Here is a 19,109-nt window from a genome sequence, read left to right on the forward strand (position 1 = left end):
ATCAGATCGAGATGTGGTTCTCGATCCTGGCGCGCAAAGTCCTGCGCCGTGGCAACTTCACCTCCATCGACGACCTTCAGAAACGCATCAGCGATTTCATCGACTTCTTCAATCGCACGTTGGCCAAACCCTTCCGCTGGACCTATGAGGGAAAGCCGCTCGCAGCATGAATGATTAAACAGTCTCGGGATTTCCACTCTGTTGCACTAGGCTGTAAGTTTCGTCCATGTCTGAGGATCTACCTGTATCCAACGCTCGCGAGAGCCTTGAGGCTGAACTCGCGCGTTTGCGCGCGGAGAATGCCGTCTTGCGGGCTCGGGTCGAGGAGCAGAGCGAGCAGATCGCCCATCTCAGCGAGCGCGTCAAAGAACTCGAGGCGCGGGTGGCGAAGGATCGCCACAACTCCAGCAAGCCGCCGTCCTCAGATCCCCCGTTCAAGAAGCCACCGCCAAAGTCGCGCCGTCAGCGCAGCGGCAAAAAGGCCGGTGGTCAAGCAGGTCATCCGGGCACCACACGGGCGCTGATCGAGGACCCTGAGAAGACGCTCATCGTGCCCCTGGAGGGGACGTGTCGTTGTGGGCGTGACTGTGGCGAGATCACCACCGAGGTGTTGCCCGAGCGGCGTCAGGTGAGCGAGATGGTGGTGCGCCGCGAGGTCACCGAGTACCGCACGGTTGAGGGTCTCTGCGCCTGTGGTGAGCCCCATCGTAGTGCCTTCCCCGACAGCGTCAGTGCCCCGATCCAATATGGTCCAGGGCTGTCGGGGTTCGCGGTGTATCTCACCCACTACCAGCACCTGCCTTATCAGCGCGCCACCGAGCTGATCGCCTCGCTGCTGAACATCACCCACTCGCCCGCGACCCTCCTCGCCATGGGCCGCAAGGCCGCCGCGCGCCTGGCCGAGCCGGTGGCCGCCATCGGCCAAGCCGTGGTGCGTAGCGCCGTGGCGCATGCCGATGAAACCGGACTGCACGTGGCCGGCGCCCTGCAGTGGCTGCACGTGCTCTGCACCACCGTCCTGACCTTCTACGCGGTGCATGCCAAGCGCGGTGTGGATGCCTTGCTGGACATCGGTCTACTCAGCGCCTTTCACGGCATCCTCGTTCACGACCACTGGCGCTCCTACCTGAGCTTTTCTGCGCTGCACGCCTTCTGCAACGCCCACCACCTGCGCGAACTCATCGCCATCGCCGAAACCGAGCCCATCCTCTCCTGGCCGAAGCGTCTGATCACGCTCCTGTGCGAGGCCAATGACGCGACGATTGCCGCCCGTGCCGCCGGGCTCGAGGGGTTGCCCAGTCACAGCGTCGAGGACTTCTTCGCCCGCGACGACGCCATCCTCGCCGACGCGGCGTGCTTCCATCCTCAACGCCGCCCACCACCGGGGAGTCGAAGACGGGTCAAGCAGACACCCGCCTACAACCTCATCGCGCGTCTGCGCACCCACCGCAACGAGGTGCTGCCCTTCATCACCGACCTGCGCGTGCCCTTCGACAACCATCAGGCCGAACGCGATCTCCGCATGCAAAAGCTCAAGCAAAAGATCTCAGGATGCTTCCGCTCAACCCGCGGCGCCGAGGACTTTGCTGTGATCCGCTCCTATCTCTCCACGCTGCATAAGCAGTCGTTCGACATCTATCAGGTCCTGGTGCTGACGTTCAAGGGACAGCCCCCCATGCCTCGCCTGGCGTAACGGTTGCTGGCTACCTGAATAGTTACCAATTAATAAACCATTTAAAAAGCAAAGGATAAACAGATGAAAAATTTCACTAATAAAACAGCGTATGTCACCGGCGGTGCAGCTGGTATTGGAAAAGTCGTCTCACTTGGTTTAGCCAAAGAAGGCATAGATGTCGCTATTGTCGATATCAATTTAGAAGGCGCCCATAAAGTCTCAAAAGAAATCGAAAAGATGGGACGCCGCTCTCTGGCGATTCAGTGCGATGTGACCAGCGAAGAGGGTGTTCAGAAAATGGTGGACACCATCGTTAGCGAATGGGGCAAGATCGATATTGCCTTTAATAACGCAGGTATTGCTGACAATACCGCAGCGACGGACATGGAGTATGCCGCATGGCGTCGACTGATGGATATCAACCTCAACGGTGTTTTTCTTTGCTGCCGCGCTGCAGGCCGTCAAATGATCGCGCAGAAATCCGGTGTGATCATCAATACGGCATCCATGTCCGGCTCCGTTGTCAACGTGCCTCAACCCCAGTGTTCCTACAACGCTTCAAAGGCGGCGGTCATCATGCTGACCAAATCACTCGCCGTAGAATGGGCATCCCACAATGTGCGGGTCAACAGCCTGAGTCCCGGATATATCGGCACCGAGATGACGGTAGCCGCTCCTGAAGAATGGAAAAGCGTGTGGACGGCCATGACCCCGCAGCGGCGCATGGGAACTCCCGAGGAATTGGTGGGGGCAGTCCTCTACTTGGCGGATGACGCCTCCTCGTTCACCACCGGCATGGACCTGATGGTGGATGGTGGATATTCCTGCGTTTAGGCGCCGAATACAGCAGTCCCATAGTGAATCAACTGTGAATGCTTGAATACAACGAAAGGATATTACGATGAGAAATATTGGCATTTATTACGCGTACTGGACCCAGGAATGGGACGTAGATTTTATTCCCTATATTAAAAAAGTGAAGAAGCTGGGTTTTGACCAACTTGAAATCAATGGGGGCACCATTGCTGTGATGACTTCAGGCGAACGCGCCGTGCTTCGTGAGGAGGCTCAGCGCGAGGGAATTGTCCTGAGTTACGGCATCGGCCTGACCCCGCAGAACAATGTTTCTTCTCTCGACGAGAATATCCGCAGGACGGGCGTCAACTTTATGAAAGAGATGATTAAGGGAGTTGCCGATATGGGCGGAGGCTGCATTGGAGGAACCGTGCACAGCTTCTGGCCTGCCACCGATCTCGAGAGCATCGAACAGAAGAAACTGATTCTGGATCAGAGCCTTAAAAGCATGCGGGAAATGATCCCTCTGGCAGAGGATCTGGGTGTAATTTTATCTGTCGAGGTCATTAACCGTTTTGAGCAGTATCTGCTCAACACTTGCGCGGAAGCAGTAAGCTATGTAGAAGAGATAGATAGCCCCAACTGCAAAATCCTGCTGGATACCTTCCACATGAACATTGAAGAAGATTCCATCGGAGGAGCCATTGAACTCGCCGGCTCATACCTCAGCCAACTACATGTCGGAGAAAACAACCGCAAGCCTCCAGGAACAGGACGGATGGACTGGGGCGAGATCAAGACTGCTCTCGACAACATCAACTTTGACGGCCCGATTGTGATGGAACCCTTTGTTCGCCCAGGCGGGACGGTGGGTAAAAACATCGCGGTATGGCGCGACCTGATGCCCGGCGCGGATTTGGATGAAGCTGCAGCGCAGAGTGTTCAGTTCTTGAGAGACACCCTCTGCTCTTGAACGAATAAGAAATGACCAGCCCTTCCTGAGAGGCTGTCTTGAAACGATGGATGTCTACTGGGAGAGATAGGGACGAGAGGGCTCGGCCTTGACCATGAGTCCGGCCAGTCGGTGGGAGCGGTGCCGCGATCGGGCGTCGTCGCGGCGGGGTGTCGCTCCTACGGTGTGCGCTTTGAAAACGGATCGAATCGCCGTCTTTCTCGTCCTCGGTACGCTGGCGACCGGCCGTTCTGTCCAGGTTACCGGGGATACTGGGGTGCTGAAGGAGCCGGCGCGGTTCCTGGAAGGCCGCCTGGTCGGCGGGGAGGACGACTCTTACTACGACCTTCCCGGTCTGTCATCCTGCACGGCCTGCGCTTTGGCGAGCATGGTCTGCCGCTGATGGGCTTGGGCGACTGGAACGTCGGCATGGACCGGGTTGGGATCCAGGGCCGAGGCGAGAGCGTCTGGCGGGGTTTCTTCCTCTGCGAAGTGCCGATGCGCTTCAGCGAGGTCGCCCGTCTGAAAGGCGATCTGGCCTTTGTCGAGCGTTGTCAGCGGGAGGCTTCGCGGCTGCGCCAGAACCTCGACGCGTATGGCTGGAATGGCGGTTGGTAGCGACGCGCCTACTTCGACGACGGGACACCGCTGGGCTCGGCGGGTCAGGCCGAGTGCCAGATCGATTCGATCGCCCAAAGCGGGTCGGTGCTCTCCGGGGCGCCTGCCTCTCCCTCAGCACTCGATGTGCTCAGCGATGTCGAGTGCGTCGTCAACTCCACTCCCAAGTACCTGACCGTGCGCTCGATTTTGCGATGCCCGAGGAGCAGCGGTACGGCTTGCAAGTTATTGGCAGGCCGCCTCAGATGAGGGCACGACGTCCGCCTGCTCAGATTCCCGCTTGTCCCTATCAGCGGTCCCTTTGGCAAATCCGCGGTAAGGTGGCTGCTGATGTATGGCGGCAGACAGGGCAAGTAGAGACAGGGCAAGTATTCGTCGGCTGCGGCGGAATCGGCCATGCAGGCAGCACCCAGCCGTCTGCCATTAATTATAAATCGATGGGTTAGGTGCGCGCAGTCGGCGGATGCGCTTCACTTATCCGCCCCGCAAAAAGCGCGCCCCATTGATTTTCGGAATACTTGCGAGGTCTCTGGAGTTTCGTAACCAGGTCTTGTCGGCGAATCCGCCTGATGTCGCATCAACCTTGCAACAGAACGAAATCCGCGGGTCGGCTGTGGTGACGGACAGTGGCGCCATTGGGAAGGTCGTTCGCCTCGGCCTTCCGCGCGGCCTCGTCGGGCGGATACCCGAAGTCGCGCCAGCGTGCCAGCAGCCTGTCGCGCAACAGGTCTTCGGGCACGTCCAGCATCACGGTCAGATCAAAGTGCCGGTGCAGCCCGTCCCAGGGCGCCCGATCCAGCAGAAGGTAATTGCCTTCGATCATCAGGATATCGGTATCAGACGGGATCAGTCGCGCCCCTGCCCGGGAGATTTCAAGGCCGCGATCGAATAGCGGAATGGCAATGGGTGCTTCATCCTGCACCCGCAATCGGCCCAGGAGATGATCCAGCCCGGCCGCGTCGAAGGTGTCGGGCGACCCTTTGCGGGACAGCAGGCCCAGATCGCGCAGCACACCATCGTCAAGGTGAAAACCGTCCATGGGCACCACCGCCGCGCGTCCTGGTACCGCCACGTTCAGACCGTCGGCCAGCGCCTCGGCAAGCGTGGTCTTGCCCGACCCCGGCGCGCCGACCACCGCGACCAGTCTGCGTCCTGATGGCATGTCGGCCAGGCGTTGGGTGATCTCGGATAACGTCAGGGTCTGTGTCAAATCTGGCTCCGCGCAGGTTGAGTCAACACGCACCGAGCCTCGTCTAGTTTGGCCCGGCAATCAAGCGGGCACCAGGCAACACTTCGTCGAGGGCCCTCCTGGTGATGCCTCTGGAGATTAGACACCGGCGACGGCTGTGTACGGGCTTGCCACCCCGGCCGAGGTTGGTCTTGAAGGTTGTACTGTCACGCCGAAATCGAGGGTGAGCTTCTTCATGCGGATTCGATATGTATTCGGCCACGGCCTCTTTGCTCTGTGCCTGCTACCACTGTTGCTCTCCGGCTGCACCGGCATCCCGGAGGGTGTTCGTCCGGTCACCGCTTCCAGCTAGAGCGCTACCTGGGTACCTGGCATGAGATCGCCCGGCTCGACCATTTCTTCGAGCGCGGCCTCTCGGATGTCAGCGCCACCTACAGCCGGCGTCCGGACGGCGGGGTGGACGTAGTGAATCGCGGCTATGATGCGGCGAAGGGCGAATGGAGAGAAGCATCGGGCCGAGCCTATTTTCTGGATGGCCCGGACGTCGGCAGCCTCAATGTCAGCTTCTTCGGGCCTTTCTTCGGCGCTTACCATATCTTCGCGCTGGACCCTAACGATCGCTGGGCCTTGGTCGCTGGCGATGACCACGACTATCTCTGGATCCTGGCCCGCGAGCGGCAGTTGCCCCCAGACCTCTTGGAGGGTCTGGTAGATAGGGCCCAAACCGCCGGGTTTGCCACGGACGCGTTGATTTTCCCGGGTGGCGCGACGCCGTGACGAGCGGTGCTCGGTCCAGGCTTTCATTTTGTCGACCAACGCTCTTTCTGCCGATGCTTCCAAGATTGCACGAGAATTTTCCTTTGCGCGGATTCAACAGCTTCGGCGTTGAAGCCCGGGCGCGCTGGTTCTGCCGGGTGTGCAGCGCCGACGATCTCGCCGCGCTGGCTGCCGATCCACGGCTCGCTGGGTTGCCGCGATTGGTGCTTGGCGGCGGCAGCAACCTGCTGCTGACCCGCGACTTCGACGGCTTGGCGATCAAGGTGGAGGTCTCGGGCTTGCGGGAGCTGGGCGATGCGGGTGACGCGTGGCACCTGGAGGTCGGGGCCGGCGAGAACTGGCATGCGACCGTCGAGCGGTTGGTGGCGATGGGGCGTCCTGGCCTGGAGAACCTGGCCCTCATTCCCGGCAGCTGCGGCGCCGCGCCGGTCCAGAACATCGGCGCCTATGGCCTGGAACTGGCCCAGCGCTTCGACTCGCTGGCGGCGTGGGATTTCGCGTCCCAGCGCGTCGTGCGCATGACCGCCGAGGAGTGCGCCTTTGGCTATCGTGACAGCCTGTTCAAGCACGCCCTCGCCAGCCGGCGCCTGATCCTCTCGGTGAGGCTCGCGTTGCCCAAGCAGTGGCGTTCGCTGGACGGCTATGCCGACCTGGCCCGGGAATTGAGGGAGCGGGGCGTGTCGGAACCGGATGCGCGCGCCATCTTTGATGCCGTGGTGGCGATCCGGCGCCGCAAACTGCCTGACCCAGCGATCATCGGCAACGCCGGCAGTTTCTTCAAGAATCCGATCGTCTCGCGTGAGGAGCACCAGGCCCTGATCGCGCGGTATCCATCGCTCGTCGGCTTTCCGCAGCCTAGCGGAGCCGTCAAGCTCGCCGCCGGCTGGCTGATCGAAGCGGTGGGACTGAAGGGCGCCACGCGAGGCCGTGCCGGCGTTTACGAGAAACAGGCGCTGGTGCTGGTCAACCGCGGCGGCGCGACCGGGGCTGAGATCCTGGCGATGGCACGAGAGGTACAGGACAAGGTCGCGGAGGCGTTCGGCGTCTGGCTGGAACCGGAGCCGGTCATCATTTGAATCGCGACCTCCTCGCCCCCTGGTGGCGCATGGAACAGAGGGTCTCACCGGGCACTCAGTGCCGGCGGTTCAGCCTGTGCAGCAGGCGCAACCGATGAATGATCCGTCGCGATGGAAACAACAGGTTCTGTTTCGTGGTCTGGCCCTGGTTTTTGCACACTGGTTTTTGCACAAAGGTCAAGGCTCCCTGAGTGGGGTCAGCGCCACTGAGCTGCCCCTGAGTCAGTGACGCCGACCTGCGCGGCCGAGTGAGCGCCGATCAGTCGGTGCTGGAGAAGGTGCGCAGCGCCTCCGAGCGTAATGGATGACGTAGCTTGCGCAGCGCCTTGGCTTCGATCTGGCGGATCCGCTCGCGGGTGACCTCAAACTGTCTGCCGACCTCTTCGAGGGTGTGCTCGGTATGCATGTCGATACCGAAACGCATGCGCAGGATCTTGGCCTCGCGGGCGGTCAGACTTGCCAGCAGGGTCTGGGTGGCTTCGCGCAGTCCATCAGCGGTTGCGGCATCCAGCGGGGAGAGGACGCTGGCGTCCTCGATGAAATCGCCAAGATGCGCATCCCCGTCATCGCCGATCGGTGTGTCCATGGAGATCGGCTGTTTGGCGATCTTGAGAACCTTGCGAATCTTGTCCTCAGGCATTTCCATGCGCACCGCGAGTTCGTCCGGCGTCGCTTCCCGCCCCATCTCCTGGAGCATCTGACGTGCGGTGCGGTTGAGTTTGTTGATCGTTTCGATCATGTGCACCGGCACGCGGATGGTGCGCGCCTGATCAGCGATCGCGCGCGTGATGGCCTGGCGGATCCACCAGGTGGCGTAGGTGGAGAATTTGTAGCCGCGCCGATACTCGAACTTGTCGACCGCTTTCATGAGGCCGATGTTGCCTTCCTGGATCAGATCGAGGAAATGCAGACCGCGGTTGTTGTACTTCTTCGCGATCGAGATCACCAGCCGGAGGTTCGCCTCGATCATCTCTTTCTTGGCCCGCAGCGCGTTGGCCTCACCGACGGACATCCTGCGGTTGAGCGCCTTGATCTCGCCAATCGTCAGGATGTTCTCGCGCTCGATCTCCTCGAGCTTGCGCTGCGCACGCCGAATCTCAGGCGCTAGCGCGGCCAAGCGCACCGCGTAGGGCTGATTGGACGCGATCTGCTGCTCCAGCCAGTTCGGGTTGGTTGCGTTGGCCTGGAAGGTCTCGATGAAGTGCGCACGGGGCATGCCGGCTTGACTGACGCAGAGCGCCATGATCGTGCGTTCCTGCGCGCGAATCCGGGCGATCGTGTGGCGCAGGCTTTCGGCAAGCGCCTTGAAGACCGGCGCGGCCAATTTGAACTGCAGGAACACCTCGGCCACCTCGGCCATCGCCACGCGGGCGTGCGCGTGGTCACGGCCGTGGTCTTCGAGCGCCGTGCGCAGCCTGCCGAAGCGCGCGCACAGCAGCGCCAACCGGCGCGCCGCGTCTTCCGGATCTGGGCCAGTGTCGACAATGGCTGCGGAGTCGTTATCGTCCTCGTCGGCGGTACGTTCGGCCGTCACCTCCGGCGTTCCGGCGAGTCGCTCCGCTTCTGCAGGCTGCGCGACCGGCATCGGCAGATCCTCGTCACCGTCATTGAAACCAGTGATGACGTCGGTGAGCTTGGCCTCGTCGCGTTCGACGCGCTCGAAGAGGTCGATGAGCGTTTCGATCGCCCGTGGGTACGCAGAGAGGGCCACCAGCACCTCATTGAGTCCGGCTTCAATGCGCTTGGCGATCTGCAGTTCACCCGCGCGTGTCAGCAGCTCAACCGTGCCCATCTCGCGCATGTACATCCGCATGGGATCGGTCGTTCGTCCGAGCTCGCTGTCAACCGCCGCGAACGCGGCCACCGCCGCTTCAGCCGCCTCGTCGTCGGAAACCGCCGCATCGCTCAGCGACTGGTCGACCACATCGGGGGCGGTTTCTTGAACCAAGATGCCCATCTCGTTGATCATGCGAACGACAGCTTCGATTTGATCGGTCTCGACGATGTCAGGCGGAAGGTGATCGTTGACCTCGGCGAAGGTCAGATAGCCCTGGTCTTTGCCTTTGGCGATCAGTTGCTTCAGCTGAGACTGTTGATGTGCTTGATCCATGGAATACCCTGCGAAGGACGACGTCGGCGAATCGGTAACCAACCACCTTAGCAGATTGCAGGCACGCCAGCTTCACCTATTCCTGCTGAGACATTTGCGTTGTGGCATTTTTGGTGAGGTCAGACGATCGGCGCTCGACGCGGTGCGGACCTGCCAGGGAGTCGCCAAAGGGCGTCAGCGTGCTCGAGAGCGCGTTCAGAGGCGCGCAGATGCGCAGATGCGAGCGGTTCCTATCTGAGCAAAATCCCGGTCGAATGCCCGACTCGCATGCACTGATCCGATCAGCCACGGCGCGGGCGGGTCTCGCCGCTGGCGGGGATCGGCTGTACCAACGAGCGCAAGTGTGTCGAAACGATTTCTAGACAGCTTCTAAATGATGCCGCAGTGACAGATGGATAAGCTTTGGAAGCAGATCACCCCGTCGGATTTCGCCTGGGAGCGTGAGGCATTGGCCTTTCTCAAAGGCCAGCTACCCGACCATGAGCCCTACCGCGCCTGGGCCAACTTCGAATTCATCGCGCAAGACGGCTCCATCAACGAGGTCGACACCCTCGTCCTGACCCCCAAGGGGCTCTTCCTCGTCGAGATCAAGTCTCACCCCGGGGAGATCAGCGGCGATGCCGGCACCTGGGTCTGGACCCGCGAGGGGCGCCGTCGCGTCTTCGACAATCCGCGCCTGCTGGCCGATCGCAAGGCCAAGAAGCTCAAATCCCTGCTCGAGAGCCAGCGCTCGGCGCTGAAGGCGAAGGCGCGCATCCCCTTCATCGAGACGCTGGTCTTCCTGTCCGCCGAAAACGTCGTCAACACGCTCCAGGGGCCGGCGCGGCTACAGGTGTGTACCCGCAAGAACGTCATGGATGCGCTCCGTAGCATCGACAGTGGTTGGACGCATCGCCCGCTCGACCGGGCGATCTCCAAGGCCGTCGCACGCGCCCTTGAGGAAGCCGGGATCAAGGAATCCCTGCGCGCGCGGCGCGTCGGACTCTACGCGCTCAATGAACTGCTGGATGAAGCGGATCACTTCCAGGACTGGCTCGCCACCCACTCCGAGACAGGCGTGCAGCGGCGCATTCGCATCTATCTCACCCACGGCAAGTCCGAGCAGGAGGCCGAAACCCTGCGCAACGCCGCCAAGCTGGAGTTTCGCCTCCTTGAAGGCATCGAGCATCCCGGCATCCTCCAGGCGAGGGACTATCAGCAGCACGACCAGGGGCCAGCCCTGGTCTACGAGCGCGACGCCGCTGCCGTGCGCCTCGATCACTTCCTGATCGCGCTCGGCACCGGTCAACGGCTGGAGACGCTGGAGGCATTGACACTGCTGCGCCAAATCGCGGACGCCGTGCGCTTTGCCCATGGTAAACGGCTCTATCACCGAGCGCTGAGCCCGCAGAGCATCTACGTGCGCAACGACGATGACGGCGGGCTCGCCATCAAGATCGCCAACTGGGCCACCGCGCGGCGTGCGCTCGAGCGCGAAACGCGGGCGCTGACGGCGCTCAGCCACCTGAGCTGCATCCTCCAGGAGGAGGCCGGTCCCTATCTCGCGCTCGAGGCCCATACCGATGCGTTGGGTGCCAGCGCGAGCGACAGCGTCTATCTCGACGTCTTCTCGCTCGGCGCCATCGCCTACCTGCTCTTCACCGGCCAGCCACCCGCTGCGAACGGTCTGGAACTGCAAGACAAGCTCAGTCGCGGCAAGGGCTTGCAGATCACCGACGCGCTCAACGGCGCCGGCCGCGAGCTGCAAGACCTCATCCAATACGCCACCCATCCGGATACCGGCAGTCGCATCGGTTCGGTCGCTGAATTCATCGAGTACCTCACCCTGGTCGAGGACGAGCTCAGCCGCCCCGACAGCGAGCGCCGTGCTGATCCCGCCGCCGCGCGCTCCGGCGACACCTTCGAGGGCGGCATCCTGGTAACCAAGCGCCTCGGGCGCGGGGCCAGCTCGGTCGCCTTCGTCGTCGAGCAGCGCGGGCAGGAGCGCGTGCTCAAACTGGCCGCCAATCCCGAGCACAACCAGCGCCTGCGCCAGGAGGCCGAGACGCTGAAGAAGCTGCGGCATCAGGCCATCATCGCCTACCACGAGACCCACGACTTCCTCGGTCACACCGGTCTGCTGCTCGACTATGCCGCCGAGGGCACGCTCGCCCAGCGTCTGCGCAAGCTCGGCCCCATTCAGTTCGAGCTGCTGGAACGCTTCGGCGACGACCTCCTGAGCGCCCTCTGCCACCTGGAGGAGAAGGGCGTCTCCCACCGCGACATCAAACCGGAGAATATCGGCCTGGTGAAACAGGGCAGCCAGCTGCATCTGGTGCTCTTCGACTTCTCGCTGGCGAGCCTCAGCGCTGAGAATTTCACCGCTGGCACCCTGGCCTACATGGACCCCTTCATCCGCGACCCGGGCCGCCGGCGCTGGGACGACTACGCCGAGCGCTTCGCCGCCTCCCTGACCCTCTACGAGATGGCGACCGGCAGGCTGCCGACCTGGGCGGACGGGGAGGGGCTGCCGCCTCTGATCGAAGGGGCCCTGGAGATCGACCCCGCCGTCTTCGACCCGAGCGTGCGTGATGGCCTGGTCGGGTTCTTCCGCACCGCGCTCGCCAGAGACGTCAAGGCGCGCTTCGGCAATGCCGAGGACATGCGCCGCGCCTGGCGTCAGCCATTCGACCAGGCCAAACGCGAGACGACCCTGCACCCTGGGGAGGGCGTCGTGGCGCAATCCTGCCCGATTGGCGAGGCCCGGCTCAACACCCAGATCGGCCTGCTCCCGCTCTCCGCCCAGGCACTGGACACCCTCAGCCGGCTCAACATCAACAGCGTCGCCGACCTCATCCGTCTGCCGCGCAACGAGCTGGTCCGCATGACGGGTGTCGGAACCCAGACCCGGCGCGAACTCTCGGAGGTGATCGCACGCCTACAGACCCGTCTTGCGCCTCCAGAGCCCAGCCGGGCCGGCAGCGATGCCATCTCACCCGCTCCGATCAAGGGCGACGGCCTACTCATCAGCGTCGACCAATTGATGCGCAGCATCCGCCCGCCCCAGACCAAGGCCGCCGACCACGCCCGGTGCCGCTTCCTCACCGAATACCTGGGCCGTCTCGACGCCGATATCGCCAGGCCCGTGGACAACGTCCATTGGCCCACCCTGATCACCCTCGGCGCCGAGATCGGCATGGAGACCACCGCGGCACGCGATCTCCAAGCGCGCGTCCTATCGCAGTGGGGCAAGAACGGTTTCATCACCCAATTGCGCCAAGATGTCGCCACGCTCCTCGGCGAGCAGGGCGGTGTCATGACCGCGGTCGAGCTGGGGGAGGCCATCCTGCTGCGCCGCGGTTCGGTCCAGCCCTCGCCGATCCGCGATCGCTGGGCGCAGGCCGTGGTGCGGGCCGCCATAGAGACCGAGCTGGCCCGCCAGGAGGCGCGCTGGATCCTGCGTCGCTGCGGCAAGCGCATTCTCATCGCCGACGACACGCAGGGGTTGGGCGAGGCGCTGGCGGACTACGCCGAGGCCCTGGGCCAGCTCGCCGACGAATGCGCCGAGCAACAGCCCTTGTTGTCGCCGGTGCGCGCCCTGGAGCGCATCCGTGCGCTCCCGGCACCGGACTCTTTCGCCGGACTCAGCAACCACCGTCTGCTGCGTCTTGCCGTCGCCGCCTCGCAGGGGGCCGCGCTCTCCAGCCGCGCGGAGTTTTACCCCAAGGGTATGCCCGCCGAGCGCAGTCTTGAGCTGGCCCAGGGCGCCTTGCTCGGCACGCCCAAGCTCTCAGTCGCGGAGGTGCAGGACCGCATCCAGGGCCGCTATCCCGAGGCGCTGCCGCTTCCCGGTCGGCCGCCGCTCGACGCCCTGCTGCAGCGCCTTGAGCTGGGTTTCGTCTGGGATCCAAGAGCCGAGCACGGCGGCAAGCGTGGCGCCTATTGTCTGCCGCAGGCCGGCGCCCTTGGCGATGGCAGCACCACCCTCGCCGCCACCCAGACCAGCGTTCACTACACCCAGCACGAGGCGGGCGATACCTCCCTCGCACGCGCGCTCAAGCAGTTCGAACAGAGCGTCCGCAACGCCCTCGACTCTGCGCGTTTCCTCGCCCTTTCGGTCAGGCCCAGGCTGTGGCAGCGCGCGCAGCAGCATCTCGCCGAGACCTTCGGGCTTGAGATCCTCAGCTTCGACGCCCTGCTGCTGCGCCATCTGCATCGTCTATGCGATGACATGGCCAACCCGCCCGACTGGCAGGTCGTCTTGAGGGCCGATGCCGCCGACCCCGGCAGTGTCGACTGGTCGCGTCTGCAGGGGCTGGTGCGCCGCGTCCTACCCGCCATGGCCGAGGAGATCAAGGCCGCGGACCGCCCGATTCTGCTCACCGACCCTGGACTCATCGGTCGCTATGGCCTGGTCGACACCTGGCTCGGCGCGCTGCGCCGACAGCAGCAGGACGCCCCGCAGGCGCAGGCCCTGCTGCTGCTGATTGCCAACGAGACGACCACCACCGCGGCCATCATCGACGGCGTCAGTGTGCCGAGCGGCGCGGGCAGCCGCGAGTTCGCGCGCATTCCGAGTGCTTGGGTAATCCCCCCTCGGTCCCCCCTTTTATAAAGGGGGGGGGATGAAGGAGGGCGCCGCTTGCTTAATGTCATCATCCAGCACACAAAGCCCCCCTTTGAAAAGAGGGGTTGGAGGGATTCAGATTTGCAGCCTTACAGGAGTTCACTCAAACCCTTCTCCCGCCACCTCCGCTCCAACTTGACGGATGCCGAGCAAGTCCTCTGGCAGCGTTTGCGTCGCAAGCAGATCCATGGGTTACAGTTCTATCGCCAGAAGCCGCTCCTCGACTACATTGTCGACTTCTACTGCCCGAAGGCCGCTCTAGTCGTGGAAATCGATGGCAGTCAACATCTGGAGCCAGAACACAATGAAATGGATGCACTGCGAGACCAGGCATTGGCCGGGTTGGGGCTGCGCGTACTGCGCTTCGACAACCGCCAGGTCTTGACGGAGACGGATGCGGTGGTCGAGGTGATTTACGGCGCGGCCAAAGAGAATCCCCCCTAACCCCCCTTTTACAAAGGGGGGAATGGATGCTCGTACAACAACGCCCACGGCTCCTTGCCGCACGTTGTGCCGTCCCGCAACGGTCAGGTATTCGCGCGCTAGCAAAGCCCCTTTTGCAAAGGGGGAATGGATGCTCGCATAACAACGCCCACGGCTCCTTGCCGCACGTTGTGCCGTCCCGCAACGGTAAGGTATTCGCGCGCTAGCAAAGCCCCCCTTTTACAAAGGGGGGAATGGATGCTCGCATAACAACGCCCACGGCTCCTTGCCGCACGTTGTGCCGTCCCGCAACGGTAAGGTATTCGCGCGCTAGCAAAGCCCCCCTTTGACAAAGGGGGGTTGGGGGGATTCTCTCCCCCTTGTCCGACATTGTCCGACAAGGCCCCGCCGACTAAGATTGTCGAAGATTTCAACAATCGAGCTTCCCGCCATGGCCACCATGAACTTCAGCATCCCGGACGACATCCGGGACGCCTTCAATCGCGAGTTCTCGGGACAGAACAAGAGCGCCGTGATCGCTCGGCTGATGCAACAGGCCATCGCCGAAGCCGATCAGCAGCGCCGGCGTCAGGCCGCCTTCGAGCAGCTGACCGCGGCACGCGCAGAGCGACCGGCGTTGACCGAGGCGGCGGCCCGCGCGTCGCGCGAATTCGGCCGCCCGTGATCCTCGTCATCGACGCCAGCGTCATCATCAAGTGGCTGTTCCAGGATCCCGAGCGGGAGGCCGATACCGAGCAGGCCACCGCGCTCATGGCGGCTGTCGCTCGCGGTGATATGAACGTCGTGCAGCCGCCGCACTGGCTGATCGAGGTCGCGGCCGTCATCGCGCGCGAAACGCCGGAGCGTGCCCAACGGGATCTGGCGCTGCTGGAGGCCATGACGCTTCCGGTTCGCGGCGATGTCGAGGTGCTGACACGCGCCTGTACGCTCGCCATCGATCTTGGGCATCATCTCTTCGACACGCTGTATCACGCGGTGGCCCTGGAGTCGGGGGCCTGCCTCGTCACGGCCGACCACCGCTACCATCGCAAGGCCGAGGGGCTGCCGGGCATTCGGCATTTGCGCGACTGGGATGGCTGAGCCGGCCACTCCAAAGATACGCCCCCACGCACCTGTGACCGCACAAGGATTAACGAGACCCGATGATCCATCCCCAACGCCTCCTCGCCGATCTCCAATCCCTGCTGCCCAAGCTGGAACGGGACATCCTGGACTACAGCCAGAGCCGACCGGAGCTGGAGGCCCACCTCAAGGCCGAGTACGCCAAGGCCCAGGCCGCCAACCGCACCGCCGAGCACTTCGTCGCCTGGCGCGAGGCCCAGATCACTCAGGCCGCCGCGGCCTGGGTGCTGACCGGCGTCTTCGTGCGCTTCCTGGAGGACAACCGGCTGCTGGAGACGCCGCTCATCTCCGGGCCGGCGCTCGGGGCGGGGCAGGGTGCGCTGCAACAGGCCAAGGACCGGATGACGGTCTATTTCTCCGAGCACCCCACCCAGGCCGAGCGCGACTATCTCCTCGCGGTCTTCGGCGAGCTGACCCACCTGCCGGCCATGGCCGAGCTGCTCGACCGCGTCCACAACCCGCTCTGGCAACTGCCGCTCTCGGCCGACGGCGCCAAGGCGCTGATCGACTTCTTCCAACGCCTCGACCCCGAGAGCGGCGAGATCCTCCACGATTTCACCGACCCGGAGTGGGATACCCGCTTCCTCGGCGATCTCTATCAGGATCTCTCGGAGAGCGTGCGCAAGCGTTATGCCTTGCTCCAGACCCCCGAGTTCGTCGAGCGCTTCATCCTCGATTACACCCTGGAGCAGGCCTTGTGCGCCTTCGGTCTGCCGGGGCTCAAGTTGATCGACCCCACCTGCGGCTCGGGCCACTTTCTGCTGACTGGCTTCGAGCGGCTGTTCGACGACTGGCAGCAGCGCGAGCCCGCCACCAACGCCCGCGCCCTGGCCCAGCGCGCGCTCGACGCCATCCACGGGGTCGACATCAACCCCTATGCGGTCGCCATTGCACGCTTCCGACTGCTGATCGCGGCCATGAAGGCGGCCGGCAGCGACCGGCTCAAGGACGCGCCCGACTTCCATTTCAACCTCGCCGTGGGCGACTCGCTGCTGCACGGGCGGCGCCACGAATGGGACGGGCAGGGCAGTCAGCGCGACCTGCTGGACGACTCGCTCGCCCACGTCTTCGAGGTCGAGGATCGGGACAAGCTCGAACGCATCCTCGGGCAGCGCTATCAGGTCGTGGTTGGCAACCCGCCCTATATCACCGTCAAGGACAAGGCGCTCAACCAAGGGTATCGGGACAAGTACCCGACCTGTCATCGCCAATACTCGCTCGGCGTCCCCTTCACCGAGCGCTTCTTCGATCTGACGGTGCCGGCGGAGGGCAATCGTCCGGCCGGGTTCGTCGGCATGATCACCGCCAACTCCTTCATGAAGCGCGAGTTTGGCAAGAAGCTGATCGAGGCGTATCTGCCGCGCAAGGACCTGACCCATGTGATCGACACCTCCGGGGCCTACATCCCGGGGCATGGGACGCCGACGGTGATCCTCTTCGGGCGGAATCGCAAGCCCGAGGGCGAGCGGGTGCGGGCGGTGCTGGGGATTCGCGGCGAGCCGAGCACGCCGGAGGATGCGGCGCAGGGGCTGGTGTGGCGGTCGATCGTCGAGCTATTGGAGCGGCCGGGGAGTGAGAATGCGTTCGTCAGTGTGGTGGATCAGGAGCGGGGGTTGTATGCAAGCCATCCTTGGAGCATGGGCGGCGGTGGCGCAGCCGATCTGAAGCAACTTGTCGATTCGCAATCTTCCCGGACGCTGGGCGCTGTTGTCGAGTCGATTGGATTCGCGTCATTCCCTGGTTCGGACGATGTCTTCTTGGCCCCAGCAGGCTCTTTACGTCGAAAAGGCGTCCCCGAGAGTTTGGTGCGGGAGTTCATCTACGGCGAGGTAGTGAGAGATTGGGCAGTGTCGACTGATACGGCTGCTTTCGCTCCCTATGATGCTGACTATGTCGAATTGCCCTTAAATGCGTTTGTCGACGCCTACCCCGAGCATTGGAATTACAGACGCATCCTGGGCGGAATCGTCTCTTTCGGGAAGCAGACGAGAGATCAGCTCGGCGAAAATTGGTGGGGTTGGTATCGATGGGTGCCCAAGAAGTACGCGACTTCGCTCTCCATCACCTTCGCCTTCGTCGCCACCCACAATCATTTCGTCCTCGACCGGGGCGGCAAGGTCTTCAAGCAATCCGCACCGGTCATCAAGCTCCCCGCCGGGGCGAGCGAGGACGATCATCTGGCGCTGCTGGGCCTGCTCAACAGCTCGACCGCCTGTTTCTGGATGAAGCAGGTGTTTCATAACAAGGGCGGCCAAGGGATTAACGAGGGGCTGAAGGCCGAGGCTTGGGAAAAGTTCCATGAGTTCACGGGTACCGGTCTGAAGGGATTTCCAATCCCCCCCGACCCCGAAGGCAAGGCCTGCGATCTGGCAAGGGCGCTCGATCGGCTGGCCCAGCAACTGGCGGAGCATGAGCCGGCGAGGCTGCTGGCTCATGCGGAAATCCCCCCTAGCCCCCCTTTGATAAAGGGGGGGACTGGGTTGGCGGTGGTGGATTCGAGCGTGACTGCCAGTTACCCCCCCTTTGAAAAAGGGGGGGCAGGGGGGGATTTAATCGCCCTCCAGGAAGAACTCGACTGGCTCAACTACCGTCTCTACGGCCTGACCGACGAAGACCTCTGCTACAACGCCACCCCGCCCGAGACCCGCCTCGGCGAGCGCCCCTTCGAGATCGCGCTCGCCCGTCGTCTGGCCGCCGGCGAGACCCAGACTACCTGGTTCGCCCGCCACAACAGCACCCCCATCACCGAGCCCCCCGCCCACTGGCCGGCGGACTACCGGGCACTGACCGAGCGCCGGCTCCAGGCGATGGCCGACAACCCCTGGATTCGCCTGATCGAGCAGCCCGAATACAAGCGCCGCTGGAACCGCGAGCCCTGGGAGAGCCGCCAGCGCCGCGCCCGGCGCGACTGGCTGCTGGATCATCTGGAAGGACTCTGCCATGCCCCCGAGCTGCTGACCGTCGCCCAGCTCGCCGAGCGCGCCCGCCACGATGCGTCCTTCCAGCAGGTCGCCGCGCTCTATACCGGCTCCGACACCTTCGATGCCCGCACCCTGGTCGGCGAGCTGGTCGAGGGCGATCAGGTGCCGCAGATGGCCGCCGCCCGCTATAAGCCCAAGGCGATGGAGAAGCACCGCGCCTGGCGGGAGACCTGGGACCAGCAGCGCGCCGAGGACGCCATCGACGCTCGCACCGTGCTCGATCCGGCCGACCCGCAGTTCCTGACCGTCGATCAGGCCAGCGCACTCAGGGCCGAGCAAATCGGCGACATCCCGCTACCGCCCAAATACGCCTCCACCGACTTCCGCAAGCCGAGCTACTGGGGCCTGCGCGGCAAGCTCGACGTACCCAAGGAGCGCTTCTTCAGCCTGCCCGGCTGCGAGCGCTCCGGCGACGCCACCCTGGTCATCGGCTGGGCCGGGCTCGATCATCTGCAACGCGCCCAGGCCATCGCCACCTGGTACCTGGAGCGCAAGGAACAGGACGGCTGGGACGCCGAGCGGCTCAAGCCCATGCTGGTCGCGCTCGACGAGCTGATCCCCTGGCTCAAGCAGTGGCACAACGCCCTCGACCCCGAACTTGGCGAGCGTCTGGGCGACTACTACGAAGGTTTCCTGCTCGAAGAGCTGCGTCACCTGGAGCGCTCGCGCGACGAGCTGGGGGCGTGGGAGCCGGTGGCGGTCACGCGCGGGCGGAGGCGGGCTGGTTGAGGGATTCACTCGATCCTTGAATCACATCCAAAGGC

At 63.5% G+C, this 19,109-nt stretch carries 13 protein-coding genes and 1 pseudogene; 12 read left to right on the top strand and 2 right to left on the bottom strand.

Features of this window, described 5'->3' with window-relative positions; translation table 11 throughout:
* Positions 1–226: 226 nt before the first annotated feature.
* The 5 genes and pseudogenes from tnpC to CKO23_RS26585 all read left to right on the top strand — a co-directional run bounded on the left by tnpC (position 227) and on the right by CKO23_RS26585 (position 4,289).
* The gene (tnpC, locus tag CKO23_RS17265; RefSeq protein WP_200333066.1) at positions 227–1,693 is read left to right on the top strand and encodes an IS66 family transposase; all 1,467 of its coding nucleotides are present in this window, start codon (positions 227–229) and stop codon (positions 1,691–1,693) included.
* 63 nt (positions 1,694–1,756) lie between these two features.
* Positions 1,757–2,509, top strand: coding sequence for an SDR family oxidoreductase (locus CKO23_RS17270; protein WP_200333067.1), 753 nt, complete (start codon positions 1,757–1,759; stop codon positions 2,507–2,509).
* 67 nt (positions 2,510–2,576) lie between these two features.
* Positions 2,577–3,443, top strand: coding sequence for a D-psicose 3-epimerase (locus CKO23_RS17275; protein ID WP_200333068.1), 867 nt, complete (start codon positions 2,577–2,579; stop codon positions 3,441–3,443).
* Positions 3,444–3,615: 172 nt separating this feature from the next.
* On the top strand, positions 3,616–3,825 hold the full coding sequence (locus tag CKO23_RS26580; protein ID WP_346014627.1) for a hypothetical protein: 210 nt from the start codon (positions 3,616–3,618) through the stop codon (positions 3,823–3,825).
* Positions 3,826–3,851: 26 nt separating this feature from the next.
* Positions 3,852–4,289: pseudogene (locus CKO23_RS26585) on the top strand (GH36-type glycosyl hydrolase domain-containing protein).
* Positions 4,290–4,617: 328 nt separating this feature from the next.
* On the opposite strand, the gene CKO23_RS17285 reads toward CKO23_RS26585, so the two are convergent.
* Positions 4,618–5,250 carry an AAA family ATPase gene (locus tag CKO23_RS17285; protein WP_200333069.1) on the bottom strand — a complete coding sequence of 211 codons (633 nt, stop codon included), beginning with the start codon at positions 5,248–5,250 and terminating at the stop codon, positions 4,618–4,620.
* Positions 5,251–5,505: 255 nt separating this feature from the next.
* On the opposite strand from CKO23_RS17285, the gene CKO23_RS17290 reads away from it, so the two are divergent.
* A complete protein-coding gene (locus CKO23_RS17290; protein ID WP_200333070.1) occupies positions 5,506–6,006 on the top strand; it encodes a lipocalin family protein in 501 nt (166 codons plus the stop codon).
* 53 nt (positions 6,007–6,059) lie between these two features.
* The gene (gene murB, locus CKO23_RS17295; protein ID WP_242482520.1) at positions 6,060–7,082 is read left to right on the top strand and encodes a UDP-N-acetylmuramate dehydrogenase; all 1,023 of its coding nucleotides are present in this window, start codon (positions 6,060–6,062) and stop codon (positions 7,080–7,082) included.
* Between the two features lie 259 nt (positions 7,083–7,341).
* Here murB and rpoD read toward each other — a convergent pair whose 3' ends face one another.
* Entirely contained in the window at positions 7,342–9,192 is a 1,851-nt protein-coding gene (rpoD, locus tag CKO23_RS17300) for an RNA polymerase sigma factor RpoD (RefSeq protein WP_200333072.1), read from the bottom strand.
* Between the two features lie 391 nt (positions 9,193–9,583).
* Here rpoD and pglW point away from each other — a divergent pair, with 391 nt between their 5' ends.
* From pglW to pglX, 5 genes are all read left to right on the top strand, one after another.
* The gene (gene pglW, locus CKO23_RS17305) at positions 9,584–13,786 is read left to right on the top strand and encodes a BREX system serine/threonine kinase PglW (protein WP_200333073.1); all 4,203 of its coding nucleotides are present in this window, start codon (positions 9,584–9,586) and stop codon (positions 13,784–13,786) included.
* A gap of 93 nt (positions 13,787–13,879) precedes the next feature.
* Positions 13,880–14,242, top strand: coding sequence for an endonuclease domain-containing protein (locus CKO23_RS17310; RefSeq protein ID WP_200333074.1), 363 nt, complete (start codon positions 13,880–13,882; stop codon positions 14,240–14,242).
* Between the two features lie 430 nt (positions 14,243–14,672).
* Positions 14,673–14,906: a hypothetical protein gene (locus CKO23_RS17315; RefSeq protein ID WP_200333075.1), complete on the top strand. Its 234-nt coding sequence runs from the start codon at positions 14,673–14,675 to the stop codon at positions 14,904–14,906.
* The gene (locus tag CKO23_RS17320) at positions 14,903–15,322 is read left to right on the top strand and encodes a PIN domain-containing protein (protein ID WP_200333076.1); all 420 of its coding nucleotides are present in this window, start codon (positions 14,903–14,905) and stop codon (positions 15,320–15,322) included. Before CKO23_RS17315 ends, CKO23_RS17320 begins: the two co-directional genes overlap by 4 nt.
* 62 nt (positions 15,323–15,384) lie before the next feature.
* Positions 15,385–19,074 carry a BREX-2 system adenine-specific DNA-methyltransferase PglX gene (gene pglX / locus CKO23_RS17325; RefSeq protein ID WP_200333077.1) on the top strand — a complete coding sequence of 1,230 codons (3,690 nt, stop codon included), beginning with the start codon at positions 15,385–15,387 and terminating at the stop codon, positions 19,072–19,074.
* The last annotated feature ends 35 nt before the right edge of the window (positions 19,075–19,109 follow it).

This window comes from Thiocystis violacea (genome assembly GCF_016583565.1).
In the GTDB taxonomy this organism is placed as follows: domain Bacteria; phylum Pseudomonadota; class Gammaproteobacteria; order Chromatiales; family Chromatiaceae; genus Thiorhodococcus; species Thiorhodococcus violaceus_A.

What these genes read in the sequence shown, in the direction of transcription:
- pglW (WP_200333073.1), top strand. Translation starts at nt 9,584, where the DNA reads ATGGATAAGCTTTGGAAGCAGATCACCCCGTCGGATTTCGCCTGGGAG.
- CKO23_RS17315 (WP_200333075.1), top strand. Translation starts at nt 14,673, where the DNA reads ATGGCCACCATGAACTTCAGCATCCCGGACGACATCCGGGACGCCTTC.
- rpoD (WP_200333072.1), bottom strand. Translation starts at nt 9,192, where the DNA reads ATGGATCAAGCACATCAACAGTCTCAGCTGAAGCAACTGATCGCCAAA.
- murB (WP_242482520.1), top strand. Translation starts at nt 6,060, where the DNA reads ATGCTTCCAAGATTGCACGAGAATTTTCCTTTGCGCGGATTCAACAGC.
- CKO23_RS17270 (WP_200333067.1), top strand. Translation starts at nt 1,757, where the DNA reads ATGAAAAATTTCACTAATAAAACAGCGTATGTCACCGGCGGTGCAGCT.
- tnpC (WP_200333066.1), top strand. Translation starts at nt 227, where the DNA reads ATGTCTGAGGATCTACCTGTATCCAACGCTCGCGAGAGCCTTGAGGCT.
- pglX (WP_200333077.1), top strand. Translation starts at nt 15,385, where the DNA reads ATGATCCATCCCCAACGCCTCCTCGCCGATCTCCAATCCCTGCTGCCC.
- CKO23_RS17275 (WP_200333068.1), top strand. Translation starts at nt 2,577, where the DNA reads ATGAGAAATATTGGCATTTATTACGCGTACTGGACCCAGGAATGGGAC.